This is a genomic window from Roseateles sp. P2_H4 (genome assembly GCF_056403315.1).
This window is the reverse complement of record NZ_JBFUFR010000001.1, coordinates 34785-48972: the sequence shown is the minus strand read 5'-3', so window position 1 is coordinate 48972 and position 14188 is coordinate 34785. Positions and strand designations below refer to the sequence as shown.

The 14188-nt window shown below is 69.7% G+C and carries 13 protein-coding genes; 11 read left to right on the top strand and 2 right to left on the bottom strand.

The genetic code is table 11. The annotated features are described in order from the left end of the window. The first annotated feature begins 25 nt into the window (after positions 1–25). Positions 26–937, top strand: coding sequence for a hypothetical protein (locus tag AC1DW3_RS00255; RefSeq protein WP_477927518.1), 912 nt, complete (start codon positions 26–28; stop codon positions 935–937). Next, positions 934–1725: a helical backbone metal receptor gene (locus tag AC1DW3_RS00250; RefSeq protein ID WP_477927516.1), complete on the top strand. Its 792-nt coding sequence runs from the start codon at positions 934–936 to the stop codon at positions 1723–1725. Before AC1DW3_RS00255 ends, AC1DW3_RS00250 begins: the two co-directional genes overlap by 4 nt. Here the strand turns inward: AC1DW3_RS00250 and AC1DW3_RS00245 are convergent. Continuing rightward, complete coding sequence (locus AC1DW3_RS00245) at positions 1688–2917, bottom strand: reverse transcriptase family protein (RefSeq protein ID WP_477927514.1); 1230 nt, start codon at positions 2915–2917, stop codon at positions 1688–1690. The genes AC1DW3_RS00250 and AC1DW3_RS00245 overlap by 38 nt on opposite strands. A gap of 304 nt (positions 2918–3221) precedes the next feature. On the opposite strand from AC1DW3_RS00245, the gene AC1DW3_RS00240 reads away from it, so the two are divergent. The 9 genes from AC1DW3_RS00240 (at position 3222) to AC1DW3_RS00200 (ending at position 12776) form a co-directional block, all read left to right on the top strand. Then, positions 3222–3863 (top strand): MarC family protein, encoded by a 642-nt coding sequence (locus AC1DW3_RS00240; protein ID WP_477927512.1) that lies wholly within the window; start codon positions 3222–3224, stop codon positions 3861–3863. Between the two features lie 227 nt (positions 3864–4090). Then, complete coding sequence (creB, locus tag AC1DW3_RS00235) at positions 4091–4759, top strand: two-component system response regulator CreB (protein ID WP_477928038.1); 669 nt, start codon at positions 4091–4093, stop codon at positions 4757–4759. After that, positions 4759–6180: a two-component system sensor histidine kinase CreC gene (creC, locus tag AC1DW3_RS00230; protein WP_477927510.1), complete on the top strand. Its 1422-nt coding sequence runs from the start codon at positions 4759–4761 to the stop codon at positions 6178–6180. The genes creB and creC overlap by 1 nt, the downstream gene beginning before the upstream one ends. Before the next feature lie 59 nt (positions 6181–6239). Then, positions 6240–7520, top strand: a complete 1281-nt coding sequence (gene creD / locus AC1DW3_RS00225) for a cell envelope integrity protein CreD (protein ID WP_477927508.1) — start codon at positions 6240–6242, stop codon at positions 7518–7520. Positions 7521–7574: 54 nt separating this feature from the next. Next, positions 7575–9224 carry a GMC family oxidoreductase gene (locus tag AC1DW3_RS00220; RefSeq protein WP_477927506.1) on the top strand — a complete coding sequence of 550 codons (1650 nt, stop codon included), beginning with the start codon at positions 7575–7577 and terminating at the stop codon, positions 9222–9224. A 20-nt stretch (positions 9225–9244) separates the two neighbouring features. Then, positions 9245–9880 carry a GAD-like domain-containing protein gene (locus tag AC1DW3_RS00215; RefSeq protein WP_477927505.1) on the top strand — a complete coding sequence of 212 codons (636 nt, stop codon included), beginning with the start codon at positions 9245–9247 and terminating at the stop codon, positions 9878–9880. A 57-nt stretch (positions 9881–9937) separates the two neighbouring features. After that, a complete protein-coding gene (locus AC1DW3_RS00210; protein ID WP_477927503.1) occupies positions 9938–11848 on the top strand; it encodes a B12-binding domain-containing radical SAM protein in 1911 nt (636 codons plus the stop codon). Beyond that, positions 11848–12189 (top strand): antibiotic biosynthesis monooxygenase family protein, encoded by a 342-nt coding sequence (locus tag AC1DW3_RS00205; protein WP_477927501.1) that lies wholly within the window; start codon positions 11848–11850, stop codon positions 12187–12189. The genes AC1DW3_RS00210 and AC1DW3_RS00205 overlap by 1 nt, the downstream gene beginning before the upstream one ends. After that, positions 12186–12776, top strand: coding sequence for a 2OG-Fe(II) oxygenase family protein (locus AC1DW3_RS00200; protein WP_477927499.1), 591 nt, complete (start codon positions 12186–12188; stop codon positions 12774–12776). Before AC1DW3_RS00205 ends, AC1DW3_RS00200 begins: the two co-directional genes overlap by 4 nt. Here the strand turns inward: AC1DW3_RS00200 and AC1DW3_RS00195 are convergent. Next, entirely contained in the window at positions 12733–14127 is a 1395-nt protein-coding gene (locus AC1DW3_RS00195) for a sensor histidine kinase (RefSeq protein ID WP_477927497.1), read from the bottom strand. The genes AC1DW3_RS00200 and AC1DW3_RS00195 overlap by 44 nt on opposite strands. Positions 14128–14188: the final 61 nt, after the last annotated feature.

The window sequence follows — 14188 nt, the reverse complement described above, 5'->3', positions numbered from 1 at the left end:
TTTCGTCATCGATACCATGCCGCCCGTGCCCGAATTCATGACGTCCAGCCTGCTCTCCGCCCTGTCCCGCGTCCTCGCCAGCGTCGACGCTTTGCGCAATCTGCGCGCCCTCTACGCCCTGCTGGCCAGCTTTTGCTTCGCCGGCCTGCTGGTGGCGATGGCCCAGTCGGCCTTGGTGCGCGAACAGAATCTGCTGAGCGCGGTCTGGCTGGGCCTGGGTTTGGCTGTCGCTTTTTTTGGCGTCAATGCGACGGGGCTGATGTTGATGGACCAGGCGCGCGGCCTGCCGGTGCGTGACCCCCAGGACGCGCTGGCCGATGCGCTGCGCAGCGGTCACCGCGTGCTGCTGGCCCTGCTGGCCTGCCTGGCACTGGCCGGCGCCGTGGTGCTCGTCCTGGCCGGCCTGCTGTGGGCGACCCGCTGGCCGCTGGTCGGCGCGCCGCTGCTGGCCGTGGTGCTGCCGGTGGGCGTGCTGGCACTGGGCGGCGTCAGTTTTGTGCTGGTCGTTCTCGTCGGACCGCTGGCCGGGCCGGCGGTCTGGGCCGGGCGGCGCAGCGCCGGCGTGCTGGGGTTTCTGCGCGAACGCCTGCGCCATGGCCTGCCCGAAACGGCCCTGCTGATGGCCGCCGTCTACCTGATGACGGCGCTGGCCACGGCGGCGATCAGCTTCGTCGTCGTCAGCGGTGGGCGGCTGGTGGCCGGTCTGGCCATCCTCGGTGCCGGCGTGGAGCTGCCCGCCAACCAGCTGCTGGCCGGTGTCATGGGCCTGGGGCCTCGTGGCTTGGGCGCCAGTGGTGTGCCGCTGCAGGGCGGGTCTCTCGGCCTGGCGGCGCTGATTGGCGGTGGCGTCGTCTTCGCCATCGCGCTGGTGCTGCCGACCCTGGTCTGGTTGCGCGGCTGCTGTGCCGTCTACCTGGCTGTGACCGAGGCTGAATGAAGCCGCGCATTGCCAGCCTGGTGCCCAGCGCGACCGAAACGCTGGTGGCCCTGGGACTCGGCCACCGCCTCGTCGCCAGGACCGGCTTCTGCATCCACCCAGCCGAGGCCGTCGCGGCCGTGCCCAAGGTGGGCGGCACCAAGGACGTCAATCTCGCCAAGCTGAAGAAGCTCGCGCCCACGCATGTGATCGTCAATGTGGACGAGAACCGGCTGGAGACGGCCGAAGCGCTGCGTGAGTTCGTGCCCGAGGTCATCGTGACCCACCCGAGCCGGCCCGAAGACAACCTGGCGCTGTTCGAGCAGTTGCGCGCGGCCTTTGCCGGGGAGCCGGGCGTCAACGAGAGCGCCGCCGCGCTGTCGGCCGAGTTCCGGGCGGCGCTGGCCCGCTGCCGTGGCCGAGCCTGGCCCGGCGAGAAGGTGCTCTATCTGATCTGGCGCGACCCGTGGATGACGGTGGCCCGCGACACCTACATCTCGACGCTGCTGGCCGAATGCCGCTGGCAGACCTGGCCGGCGGTGCTCGGGGGCGAACATGGCGCCGGCCGCTACCCAGCCCTGACCGGCGACGAAACCTGGCTTCTCGACATCGACAGGGTGCTGCTCAGCTCCGAGCCCTACCGCTTCGGCCCCGAGCATCTTGCGCAAGCTCTTGCCCTGTGCCCGCAGGCAAGCGTGCAGCTCGTCGACGGTGAACTGCTGAGCTGGTGGGGTTCACGCGGCGCCGCGGGGCTGGACTATCTGTGCAGCCTCAGCGCGACCAGTCGATGCGATCAAGCAGCGACTTGAGTTTTTCGGCCTTGACGGCATTGAGCTGAGCCGCCCAGGCCACGCGGCCCTGCAGATCGGCGCGCCAATCGGCATGGCCGTCGCGGTTCTGTGTCGCGGGTCCGTCGACGACGCAGCGGTGCAGCATGGCCTTGAGCCGATCGAACTCGTCGCGCGGCAGGTTGGGCCGCGCGTTGACGACGACGCCGCAGACCGCCTGGCGCTGCGCGGGGCCCAGGCTGCGGGTCTTGCGCGGGTTGATGACAAAGCCCTCGTCGGCCGCGATGGCAGCGACCCAGGCCGAGATGGCCCGCGTTGGCAGGCTTGCGGGTCCGGAGACGACGAGATCGTCCGCATAGCGGCTGTAGCGCGCGCCAAAGCTGCCGGCCAGACCGGTCAGGCGTGCGTCCAGGCCAAAGGCACAGAGATTGGCCAGGGCCGGTGAGGTGGGCGCGCCCTGGGGCAGATGGGCGTCGCGCAGGCGCTGCTTCTGCAACCAGCTCAGCCGCGTCTCGCTGCGCAACCAGGCCTCGGGCGCGGACGTGGTGCACAGCGCCGTCAACGAGCGGGCCACGGCCGTCGAATAACCCAGGGTCTTGAAGAGGGCATGGACGCGTGCGGCGCTCACCGTTGAGAAGAAGTCCCTCAGGTCGAAGCGCAGCACCCGCCCCTGGCCGGCATGCAGGGCCGCGTGCTGCACGACCGAGCGGCCGGGCGTGTAGCCGAAGGCCGCATCGTGGGGCGGCAGTCCGTCCAACAACTGCGTCAGCAGGCGGCGCTGCACGGCAAGCAGATACGGCGCGGGCACCTCCAGCAGCCGCCAGCCGGCGCTGTCGCCGCGCTTGGGGATCAGCGCCTGGCGATAGTGCTGCTGGATCAACGGCCGGCGGCGCTGCCAGTCGGCCGGCAGCGTCAACCGCCACAGGCCGGCCGGCGTCAGCCCCAGGCCACGGGCCAGTGCACCGACGGTGGGCCAATGCGGGCGCTCCAGGCCGGCGGGCGCTGGCGTCAACCCGTCGGGCGAACGTAGCAGCCAGCGGCGGGCCTCGGGTCTTGCCTTGCTGGCCCAGGCCCTGGCAAAGCCCGTGTGCGCTTCGACGCGCTGACCCAGGGCCTGCACGTCCAGCTGCCGCCAGACCTCGCCCGGCACACGCGCCATCGCGTGCGCCAGCGCCGCGAGCCAAGGCGGACGCCCCGCCAGGCAAACAGCCATGCGCGCCGCCAACCCGTCCTCGTGACGAGGGCCGGCAAGCATCGCGCGGGCCAAGGCCCGAGCCGTCATCGTGCGGGCGTGATCCACCCTTTGGGGTCTCCCTGCGAAAAGGCGCGGCGCGCTGCCCGAGCGACGGGTGATGCGTGAGCGGGCTGGCGCCTGCGCGCCATGAGGCTCACGCCCTGCTGGACGAGAGATTCAAGACCCCCGGGGTTGCCCCGGAGTGCTTGCCCTGGAAGGCTTGCAAAGACCTCGGACTGCGGCCGCGGGCGGATGATAAGGAGCTGACTCACAATCGCCCGCCATGGACATCTACAAGCCCCTCGTCGCGCTGCTGGCCATCGTGAATCCGGTCGGCGTGGTGCCTTTCTTCATCCACTTCACGTCCGCCTTCTCGCGCACGCAGCGGCGCAAGACCATCCTGGTCAGCGCCAGCACCGCCGGCATCGTCATCGCGCTGAGCGCACTGTTCGGGCTGAAGATCATCGAGTTCTTCGGCATCTCCCTGGCCAGCTTCCAGGTCGGCGGCGGCTGCCTGCTGTTGATCAGTTCGCTGCAGATGCTGAACGCCCAGCCGGCCGAGGCGCGCAAGGAGGACGTGTCGGAGGGCAACACCAAGGCCGACGCCGGCGCCAGCATCGCCGTCGTGCCACTGGCCATCCCGCTGCTGACCGGCCCGGCCACCATCTCCACCATGGTCATCTATGCCGACAAGACGCGCGTCTGGTGGGAGCTGGCCGTGCTGTGCGGCTATGGCGTCGTCGTCGCGCTGGTGACCTTCATCGTCTTCTCGGCCAGCAGCAAGATCGCCAAGGTGCTGGGCCAGACCGGCATCAACATCATGACGCGGTTGATGGGCCTCATCCTGGCCGCGCTGGCGGTGGAACTGCTGGCCGACGGCCTCATCAAGCTCTTCCCCGTGCTGGCCGCGCGAACCGTGGGGTGATCGTGAAGCCCCTCGTCCAAGGACTACCTTGGCCGGTCCCCCGAGGGGACGGCGATGCTTGCGGCGTTGAGCCGCAAGCACATCGCCCAAGGCGGGTCGGCTAGGGAGCGGCCCGGCGCTCGGCCCGCGCAAACGCAACGGAAGGCTGTCATGACCCTCTTCAATCTGCCGCCGATCTGGACGGCACCAATGGCCAGCGAGGCGTCCAGCGCGGCATCGTCGAAAGGCTGGCGCGCTTGATCCTGCTGCTGGAAGACGATCCCGCCATCGCGGACACGGTCGCCTTCGCGCTGAGGCGCGAGGGCTTCGTCGTCGAGCACCGCGCGTGGCTGGCCGAAGCCCGCGAGCGCCTCAGGCAGGCGCCCGCACCCGAGCTGCTCATCCTCGACATCGGCCTGCCCGACGGTCATGGCCTGGACCTGTGCCGCGAGCTGCGCAGCGGGCCGCTGGCCCAGCTGCCCGTCATCGTGCTGAGCGCCCGCAGCGAGGAGATGGATCGCGTGCTCGGCCTGGAGCTGGGGGCCGACGACTATCTCGCCAAGCCCTTCAGCCCGCGCGAGCTGGTCGCCCGCGTGCGCGCCTTGCTGCGCCGCGTGCCGCCACCGCCGCGGGCCACGGCGGGCTTCGTGGTCGATGGCTCACGCATCAGCCTGGACGGCGTGCTGCTCAACCTCACCAAGCTGGAACTCGGCCTGCTGACGCATCTGCTGCGCGCACCCCGGCGCATCCACAGTCGCGACACGCTGCTGGACGCCGTCTGGGGCAGCAGCGCCGAGAGCACCGACCGCACCGTTGACACCCACATCAAGACGCTGCGCGCCAAGCTGCGTGAGGCCGCGCCGGGCCGCGACCCGATCAAGACGCACCGCGGTCTCGGCTATTCCCTGGAGCTCTGATGAGACTGGGGCTCCGCGTCTTCTTCGGCTTCTTCCTGATCGCCGGCCTCAGCGCCGTGCTGCTGCTCAAGGTCTTCCTGGCCGAGGTCAAGCCCAGCGTGCGCGAGGTCATGGAAGACCTGATGGTGGACACGGCCCATCTGCTGGCCGAAACCGCCGCCGACGAGATGGACTCGAACGGTCTCAAACCAGGCAGCCAGCTCACCGCGCAATTGCAGCGCTATGTGAAGCGCGAGGTCGACGTGCCGATCTGGGGGCTGCGCAAGCAGAGCCTGGACCTGCGCCTGTACGTGACCGACGCGCGGGGCCAGGTGGTGGCGGACTCCGGCCAGCCCTCGGCCGTGGGCCAGGACTACTCGCAATGGCGCGACGTGGCGCTGACGCTGCGCGGCGACTACGGCGCCCGTGCGACGCGCTACTCGGCCGACGACCGCAGCACCATCCTGGTCGTCGCGGCACCCATCCTCAAGGACGGCCGCGCCCTGGGCGTCGTCAGTGTCGCCAAGCCGGCGGCCAGCGTGCAGCGCTTCATCGACCGCGCCGAACGCCGCGTCTTCTGGGCCGGCGCCGCCCTGCTGGCCACCAGCCTCATCGTCGGCGTGGCCGTCACGCTGTGGCTGGTGGCCTCGGTGCGGCGGCTGCGCCTTTATGCGCAGCAAGCCCAGGCCGGCCAGGCCTTCGCGCCACCGTCCATGCCCGGCGAGCTGGGCGACCTGGCGCATGCGATGGACGACATGCGCCGCCGGCTGGAGGGGCGCGAGCAGCTCGAGCACGATGTGCGCGCGCTGACCCACGAGCTCAAGAGCCCGCTGGCCGCGCTGCGCGCCAGCGGCGAACTGCTGCAGGACGAACTGCCCGCCGCCGACCGCCAACGCTTCGCCGCCCAGGTGCTGGACCAGACGGCCCGCCTGCAGACGCTGGTGGAGCGGGTGCTCGCGCTGTCGCAGCTGGAAGCCCAGGTGGGCCTGGGTGAACGCCAGCACGTCGCACTGGCCGGCTGGGCCGAAAGCCAGCTGGAGCGGCAGGCCCCACGCATTGCGCAGAAGGGCTTGCGCGTTGTCTGGATGGCGCGCGAGGACGTGGCCGTCGACGCCGACCTGGCGCTGCTGGAGCTTGCCTTCGGCAATCTGCTCGTCAACGCCATCGACTTCGCGCCCGCCGGCTCGGCGCTGGAGGTGGCCGTCAGCACGACGCCGACCACCGCCCGGCTGACGCTGCGCGACCACGGCCCCGGCGTGCCGCCCGCCGGTTTTCCGCAACTCGGCCAGCGCTTCTTCTCGACGGCCCGGCCGGGCAGCCTGGTCAAGGGCTCGGGCCTGGGCCTGGCCATCGCACGCCGGGTGGCCGAGCTGCATGGCGGCTGGCTGGCGTTCGAGGCGGTCGAGCCCGGCCTGCGCGTGTCGCTCACCCTCCCGCGCTGACTTCACGCACGCTTCACAGACTTCGTCATGCCCTCACCACCGCTGGCGATGCTGGCGGCATGAACAAGCACCCCCTTCTTCTCAAGCTGGTCATCCTGGCTGTCATCACCCTGCTGCTGATCGTCGTGCTGGGCGAAATTCGCGGCCTCGCGCATGAACGCCAGGCCCGGCAGCAGGAGGCCGAGCAGAACGTCGAGCAGTCACTCGCGGGGCCGCAGACCCTGCTCGGCCCCATCCTCGTCCGCCAATGCTCCGAGATCTTGAATGGCTATCAAAACCGGACCTTCACACACAGGTTGCCGCCCGCCCAGCTGCAGGTGAGCGGCGACCTCGTCCCCGACCCACGCCACCGCGGCCTGTTCAAGGTCAACACCTACGCCGGCAAGCTGACGCTGCTGGCGCGCTGGGAGGAAACCTCCGGCCTGACACCGCGGCCCGACAACGCCGGTGGCCGCATCGAATGCGGGGACGTCATCGCGATGTTCTCGGCCCGGGATGCGCGCGGCCTGCGCAAGGTCACGCTGACACGCGATGRCCGTGCCCTGACCGTCAAGCCCGGCACCATGGACTCCGCCTACACCTCGGGTCTGCATGCCATGCTGCAGGCCCCGCAAGCGGGCGAGCGCCTGGAGTTGAAGCTGGTCGTGGACCTGGCCGGCACGCGGAGCCTGGCTGTCGTGCCCGCTGCCAGCGACACCACCATGACGCTGGAATCCAGCTGGCCGCACCCGAGCTTCGGCGGTCGCTTCCTGCCGACGAGCAGCGACGTCAGCGACGACGGCTTCAAGGCGCGTTGGCAGGTCAACGAGCTGGCCAGCAGCGGCGTCGCCGACGTGGTGGCCGGCAAGGGCAATCTCGACACCTTTGCCGTCGACCTGATCGACCCCGTGAACCCCTATGTGATGAGCGACCGCGCCATCAAGTACGGCCTGATGTTCATCGCACTGACCTTCGTCACCGTCGGCCTGACCGAGCTGCTGACGGGCCGGCGCGTGCACCCGGTGCAGTACCTGCTCGTCGGCCTGGCTTTGAGCCTGTTCTTCCTGCTGCTGCTCAGCCTGTCCGAGCATCTGCCCTTCCTGGTGGCCTATCTGGTCGCCTCGGCCGCGGCCGCCGCGGTGCTGACGCAGTACGCCGCAGCCATGCTGGGCGGCTGGCTGCGCGGCGCGGCCTTCGGTGGCGGCATCGCGCTGCTCTATGGCGCCCTCTATGTGCTGCTGAGCCGCGAGCAGGCGGCGCTGGCCATCGGCGCCATCCTGCTGTTCAGCGTGCTCGCAACCGTGATGACACTCACGCGCAAGCTTGACTGGTATCGACTGAGCAACGCCAGCGCCGGGTAACGTACGCTAGGGGCTGCATCCCGCAGTCCCCCTCGCACGCCCCGTTAGCGCTCCATGGCCCGTCAAGGTTTCGACTACATCATCGTGGGTGCCGGCACCGCCGGCTGCCTGCTCGCGAACCGGCTCAGCGCCAATCCGGACAAGCGCATCCTGCTCATCGAGGCCGGCGGCAAGGACGACTACCACTGGATCCACATCCCGGTCGGTTATCTCTACTGCATCGGCAACCCGCGCACCGACTGGTGCTTCAACACGGAGGCCGAGGCGGGGCTGAACGGCCGCAGCCTGCGCTACCCGCGCGGCAAGGTGCTGGGCGGCAGCTCCAGCATCAACGGCATGATCTATATGCGCGGCCAGAGCCGCGACTACGAGCACTGGGCCGAGGTAACCGGTGACGACACCTGGCGCTGGGAGCGCGTGCTGCGCGCCTTCCGCAAGCATGAGAACCACTGGCGGCTGGATAACCCCAAGACCGCGCCCGAAGGCTTTGCCGCCGTGCATGGCAACAAGGGCGAGTGGCGGGTCGAGCAGCAGCGCCTGCGCTGGCCCATCCTCGACGCCTTCGCCGCCGCGGCGGCGCAAGCCGGCATCCCGGCCACGAGCGACTTCAACGCCGGCAACAACGAGGGCGTGGGTTATTTCGAGGTCAACCAGAAGAAGGGCCTGCGCTGGAACACGGCCAAGGCCTTCCTGCGCCCCACCACCTTTGGCCGCCCCAATTTCGAGCTGTGGACCGGTGCCCAGGTGCGCAAGCTGCGGCTGATGCGCGACGACATTGGCCTGCGCTGCAGCGGCGTCGAGGTGCTGACGCCGCATGGCGTCGAGCAGCCCTGGCTCAATGCGGGCGGCGAGGTCATCCTGGCCGCGGGCTCGGTAGGTTCGCCGCAGATTCTGCAGCTCAGTGGCCTCGGCCCGGCCGACCTGCTGCAAAGCCTCGGCATCACGGTCGAGCAGCACCTGCCCGGCGTGGGTGCCAACCTGCAGGACCATCTGCAGATCCGCAGCGTCTACAAGGTGGAGGGCGCCAGGACGCTGAACACCCGCTCGGCTTCGCTGATGGGCAAGGCCATGATCGGCCTCGAATACGCGCTGCGCCGCAGCGGCCCAATGAGCATGGCGCCGTCGCAGCTCGGCGCCTTCACGCGCAGCAACCCCGAGAAGGTCTGGCCCGACCTGGAATACCACGTGCAGCCGCTGTCGCTGGACGCCTTTGGCGAACCGCTGCACGGCTTCAACGCCTTCACGGCCAGCGTCTGCAACCTCAACCCGACCAGCCGCGGCACGGTGCACGCCACCTCGCCCGACGCGTCGGTGGCACCGGCCATCCGGCCCAATTACCTGTCCACCGAGGCGGACCGCCATGTCGCCGCCCAAAGCCTGAAGCTGACGCGCCGCATCGTGTCCCAACCGGCCCTGGCCGGCTTCAAGCCCGAGGAATACAAGCCAGGGTCGCAATACCAGACCGACGAGGAGCTGGCCCGCCTGGCGGGCGACATCGCGACGACCATCTTCCATCCCGTCGGCACCTGCCGCATGGGTCGCAGGGAAGACCCCGGCGCCGTCGTCGACTCGCGGCTGCGCGTCTTGGGCGTGGCCGGCCTGCGCATCGCGGACGCGAGCGTGATGCCGACGATCACGAGCGGCAACACGAATTCGCCGACCTTGATGATTGCGGAGAAGTTGTCGGGCTGGCTGACCGCGTGATGCAGGCCTTGCGGCGTTTCATGCGGGCTCTTGGCCTCAGCACCGAGTCTGCCGCGGAACCCGTCGGCAGCGCCCCAGGGCTGGACCCCTTCCTGCAGCGCCACCCGCCCACCGCCGGCCTGACCCGCGCCAGCGCCGGCCAGCTCGCCCGTTACGCCCAGCACCTGCCCGCCCCGCTGCTGACGCTGTGGCAGCAGCACGGTTTCGGCTTCTACGGCAAGGGGCTGGTGCAGCTGATCAACCCTGACGTCTACAGCGAGAACCTGTGGGGTTGGCTGATGCGCGAGGAACCCGACATGGACCGCCTGCCCATCGCGATCAGCGCGATGGGCACGATCTTCTACTACCGCAAGCTCAGCGAGGACGGCGACGAGGACGTGTCCTTCCTGAACCCTCACACCTCGGAGGCCGGCTGCACGGTCTGGTCGCTGGCGCAATTCTTCAACGAATGGCTCTGTGAAGACGAGAACCTCGTCGACCAGCTACATGCCGAGCAGTTCGATGCAATGGTGGCCAAGGCCGGGCCACTGCAGTGCGACGAGATGTACTTCCACGAGCCGGCGCTACGGCTGGGCGGTGATGGCGGCCTGGACGGCATTGCTCGCGGCAACGCGCCGGTGCACTTGAGCCTGCTGCTGGAGCTGGCCCTGGGCTAGGCATCCGCGTCGGGCGGTCCATCGCGTCCATCGCGCATGCCCGCGACAATCGGATCTATGTCGTCCCCGTCCCCTCGCGTGCTCGCCGTCATCCCCCCGATGACGCAGCTGAACACGCCCTACCCGTCCACCGCCTATCTGACCGGCTTTCTGCGCTCGCGCGGCGTCGAGGCGCGGCAGGTGGACCTGGCGCTGACGCTGGTGCTGGAACTGTTCTCCCCCGCCGGCATGCCCCGGATCCACGAAGCCGTGCTGGCCCTGCCCGAAGCCAGGCGCACGCCGCAGACCGCCTGGTTTGACGCCGAGTTCGCGGCCATCGCCGCCGCCACGCCGCGCGTCCTCGGTTTTCTGCAGGGCAGCGACCCGACGCTGGCGCATCGCATCAACACGCGCAGCTTCCTGCCGGAGGGCGCGCGTTTCGCCTCGCTGGACAACTATGTCGACGAGGACGGCGGCGACCCGCTGGCCTGGGCCTTTGGCGCCCTCGGCCTGCAGGACCGCGCTCGCCATCTCGCCACGCTGTTCCTGAACGACCTCGCCGACGTGCTGCGCGACGCCGTCGACGAGCGCTTCGAGTTCGTCCGCTACGCCGAGTCGCTGGCTGCAGCGCAGGCGCATTTCGATCCGCTGGCCCAGGCCCTGGCCGCGCCGCCCAATCTCGTCGACGACACGCTGCACGCGCTGACGCTGGCCGCGCTGGAGCAGCACCAACCCGACGTCGTGCTGCTGTCCGTGCCCTTCCCCGGCTCGGTCTATGCGGCACTGCGCATCGCGCAGACGATCAAGGCCGCACGGCCGAACGTCGTCTGCGTGCTGGGCGGCGGCTATGTGAACACCGAGCTGCGCGAACTGGCCGAGCCGCGTGTGTTTGACTTCGTCGACTACGTGACGCTGGACGCCGGCGAGCGCCCGTTGCTGGCGCTGCTGGAGCACGTGGCCGGCAAACGCTCCAAGACTCGGCTCGTGCGCACCTTCTGGCGCGATGAGGGTGCGGTCAGGTACACCAACTTCGTCGAGCCCGACATTCCCTTCGACGACGTCGGCACGCCGACCTGGGATGGCCTGCCGCTGGACCGCTATCTGTCGCTGCTGGACATGCTCAACCCCATGAACCGGCTGTGGAGTGACGGGCGCTGGAACAAGCTGACGGTGGCGCATGGCTGCTACTGGAAGAAATGCAGCTTCTGCGACGTGTCACTGGACTACATCTCGCGCTACGAGGCCGCCTCGGCCGAAGTGCTGGTGGACCGCATCGAGGCCATCGTCAGGGAGACCGGCCAGACGGGCTTCCACTTCGTCGACGAAGCGGCGCCTCCGAAAGCCCTCAAGGCCCTGGCGGAAGAACTCATCCGCCGGGGCTTGGCGATCTCGTGGTGGGGCAATATCCGCTTCGAGAAAACCTTCACGCCCGAGCTCTGCCAGCTGCTGGCCGACAGCGGCTGCATCGCCATCTCGGGCGGGCTGGAGGTGGCGTCCGACCGGCTGCTGAAGCTGATGAAGAAGGGCGTCAGCATCGAGCAGGTGGCGCGCGTGACCAAGGCCTTCGCCGACGCCGGCGTGCTGGTGCACGCCTACCTGATGTACGGCTTCCCCACGCAGACGACGCAGGACACCGTCGACGCGCTCGAATACGTGCGCCAGCTGTTCGAGAACGGCTGCATCCACAGCGGCTTCTTCCACCGCTTCGCCTGCACCGTGCATTCACCCGTCGGCCTGAACCCGGCGGAGTACGGTGTCACGCTGCAACCCCTGCCCGCCGACGGCCGCTTTGCGAAGAACGACATCGCCTTCGTCGACCCCACGCCCACCGACCACGACGGTCTCGGCCAGGGGCTGAAGAAGGGCCTCTACAACTTCATGCACGGCATCGGCATCGAGCAGGACATCCGCAGCTGGTTCCCGGTGCGCGTGCCCAAGACCACCGTGCCGCGCCGCTTCGTCGAGCGCGCGCTGTCGACAATCAGCTGATGTACACCGCCACCTTCACCTTCGCCAAGGGCGACTACGACGCCGACTTCTTCGCGCTGGACGAGCGCATTGCCGCCGTGGCCCGCGGCATTCCCGGCTACCTCGGCGAGGAGGCCTGGGAGAACGCCGCCACGGGCCTGATCTCCAACGTCTACTACTGGGACTCGATGGAGGCCCTGCAGCAGCTGATGGGCCACCCCGACCACCGCGAGGCCAAACAGGCCCAGGCGCGCTGGCTGAAGGGCTACCAGGTCGTCGTCGCCGAAGTCGTCGGCAGCTATGGCGACGGCGGCATCGCCCATCCGCTGGCCGGCCGGGGCAGCTTCAAAATGCCCGGATGAGCACATCCGCGTCCGTTCACGTCGTCGGCGCCAGCGTCCAGACCGAGCTGCCCGTCATCATTGCCGAACTGGGCCCCATCGCGGACCGCCTGCAGCTCGCGCGCGAGGCCATCGACGAGTTGCGCATCAGCCATCCGCAGTCGCCGGCCTCGAACGTGAAGGCGGCCTATATGAGCCCGTGGAAGAGCCACATGCTCAACGACAAACTGATGCCGCTGTGCGCCAGCGTCGTCGAGATCGCCAAGGCCGCGGCGCCCAAGGCCTGGTCTGGCGACCTGGACTCCCTGGGGCTGGACCTGCTCGTCACCCACTGCTGGGGCGCCATCTACGAACAGGCCGACTACACGGCGCCGCACAACCATTGGCCGGCCGACCTGAGCTGCGTCGTCTACCTGGAGGCTGAAGCCGGCTGCGCGCCGCTGGTGTTCTCCAAGACCAGTGCCTTCCAGCCACGGCCGGGCACGCTGATCATGTTCCCGGGCATCACCATGCACGAGGTGCCGGCCACGCCGGGGCGGCGCGTCGTCGTCGCGATGAATCTCTTCAAGCAGCTGGGGCTGGATCCGGTGGCAGCGRCCGCAGGCTGAGCCGCGCGCGCAGGCCCGGGCCGGCGTGGGCGTCCAGCAGTTCCAGCCGGCCGCCGTGGCGGGCCGCGATGTCGGCCGCGATGGCCAGGCCCAGGCCGCTGCCCGTGCCGCTGGCGCTGCTGCCGCGCCGAAAGCGCTGCATGGCCGCTGGTCGCTCGGCGACCGGAATGCCGGGGCCGTTGTCCTCCACCTCCAGCCACGAGCCGCCCGGCCCGCTGCCGCAACGCACCGTGATGCGCGCCCCCGCGCCGGCGTAGCTGACGGCGTTGTGGATGAGGTTCTCGAGCAGTTCGCGCAGCAGGAAGGAATGCCCCAGGGCCGGCGCCTCGGCCAGCTCGAAGCCCAGGTCGACGCCGATGGGCAGGTCGCGGTGGGCCCAGTCCTGGCCGCTTTCGGTGGCGATGTCGCGCAGGTCCAGCGCATTGCCGACGTCGACGCTGCGGTCCTCGGCGCGCGCCAGTGACAACAGCTGCTGGGCCAGGCGGGCGCTGCGCACGACGCGCTGGCGCAGCCGCTCCAGCAGCGGGTCGACGCGCTGGTCGTGCGGCTCCAGCATGGCCAGTTCGATCTCGGTCTGCAGTGAGGTCAGCGGTGTGCGCAGCTGGTGGGCCGCATCGGCCAGGAATTCGCGCTGCGCCCCGGCCGCACGGGCCAGGCGCTCAAACAGCCGGTTGAAGGCGGCCTGCAGCGGCACGAGTTCGCGCGGCAGGCTGGCCGCCAACGGCGCGAGGCGATGCAGGTCGCGGTGTTCCAGTTCGGCGCTCAGGTCGGTCAGCGGCGCCAGACCCTGGCGGATGGCCCACCAGCCGGCCAGAGCCAGCAGCAGAGCCAGCGCGGCGCCGTTCAGGGCCACCGAACTGCCGATCTCGCGCTGCAGTGCGTCGCGCTTGTGCAGGGTCTCGGCGACGAGGATCTGGCAGACGCCGGTGCCGCAGTCCTGGCCGAGCTGGACGAGGCGCAGCTCGCGCCCGCGCAGCTTCACGTCGCCGTAATAGGTGTGGCCGGCGGCCTGCAGGGCGGGCCGGGGTTGCAGCTCCGCCAGGCCCGCGTCGCCCTGCAGCGCCTCGCCTTGCGGCGACAGCACCAGGTAGAAGACGTCATCCTGGCGGTCGAAGCGCAGGGCGCGGTCCATGGTCGCGCTGACGTCGATGCGGGGAGCGCCGCTGCGCACGTCGATCTGGCCGGCCAGCGTCAGGGCGGTGTCTTCCAGGCCCTCGTCGAGCCAGCTCTGGGCACTGTGCCTGACCTGCTCGTACAGCGCCGTGCCCAGCACCGGCAGGGCCACGAGCAGCGGCAGCATCAGCCAGCCGAACAGCCGCCGCTGCAGGCTGGAGCGCGGCGCTTCAGCCACTACCGAACCCCTCGTCCAAGGAGTACCTTGGCCGGTCCCCCGAGGGGACGGCGATGCTTGC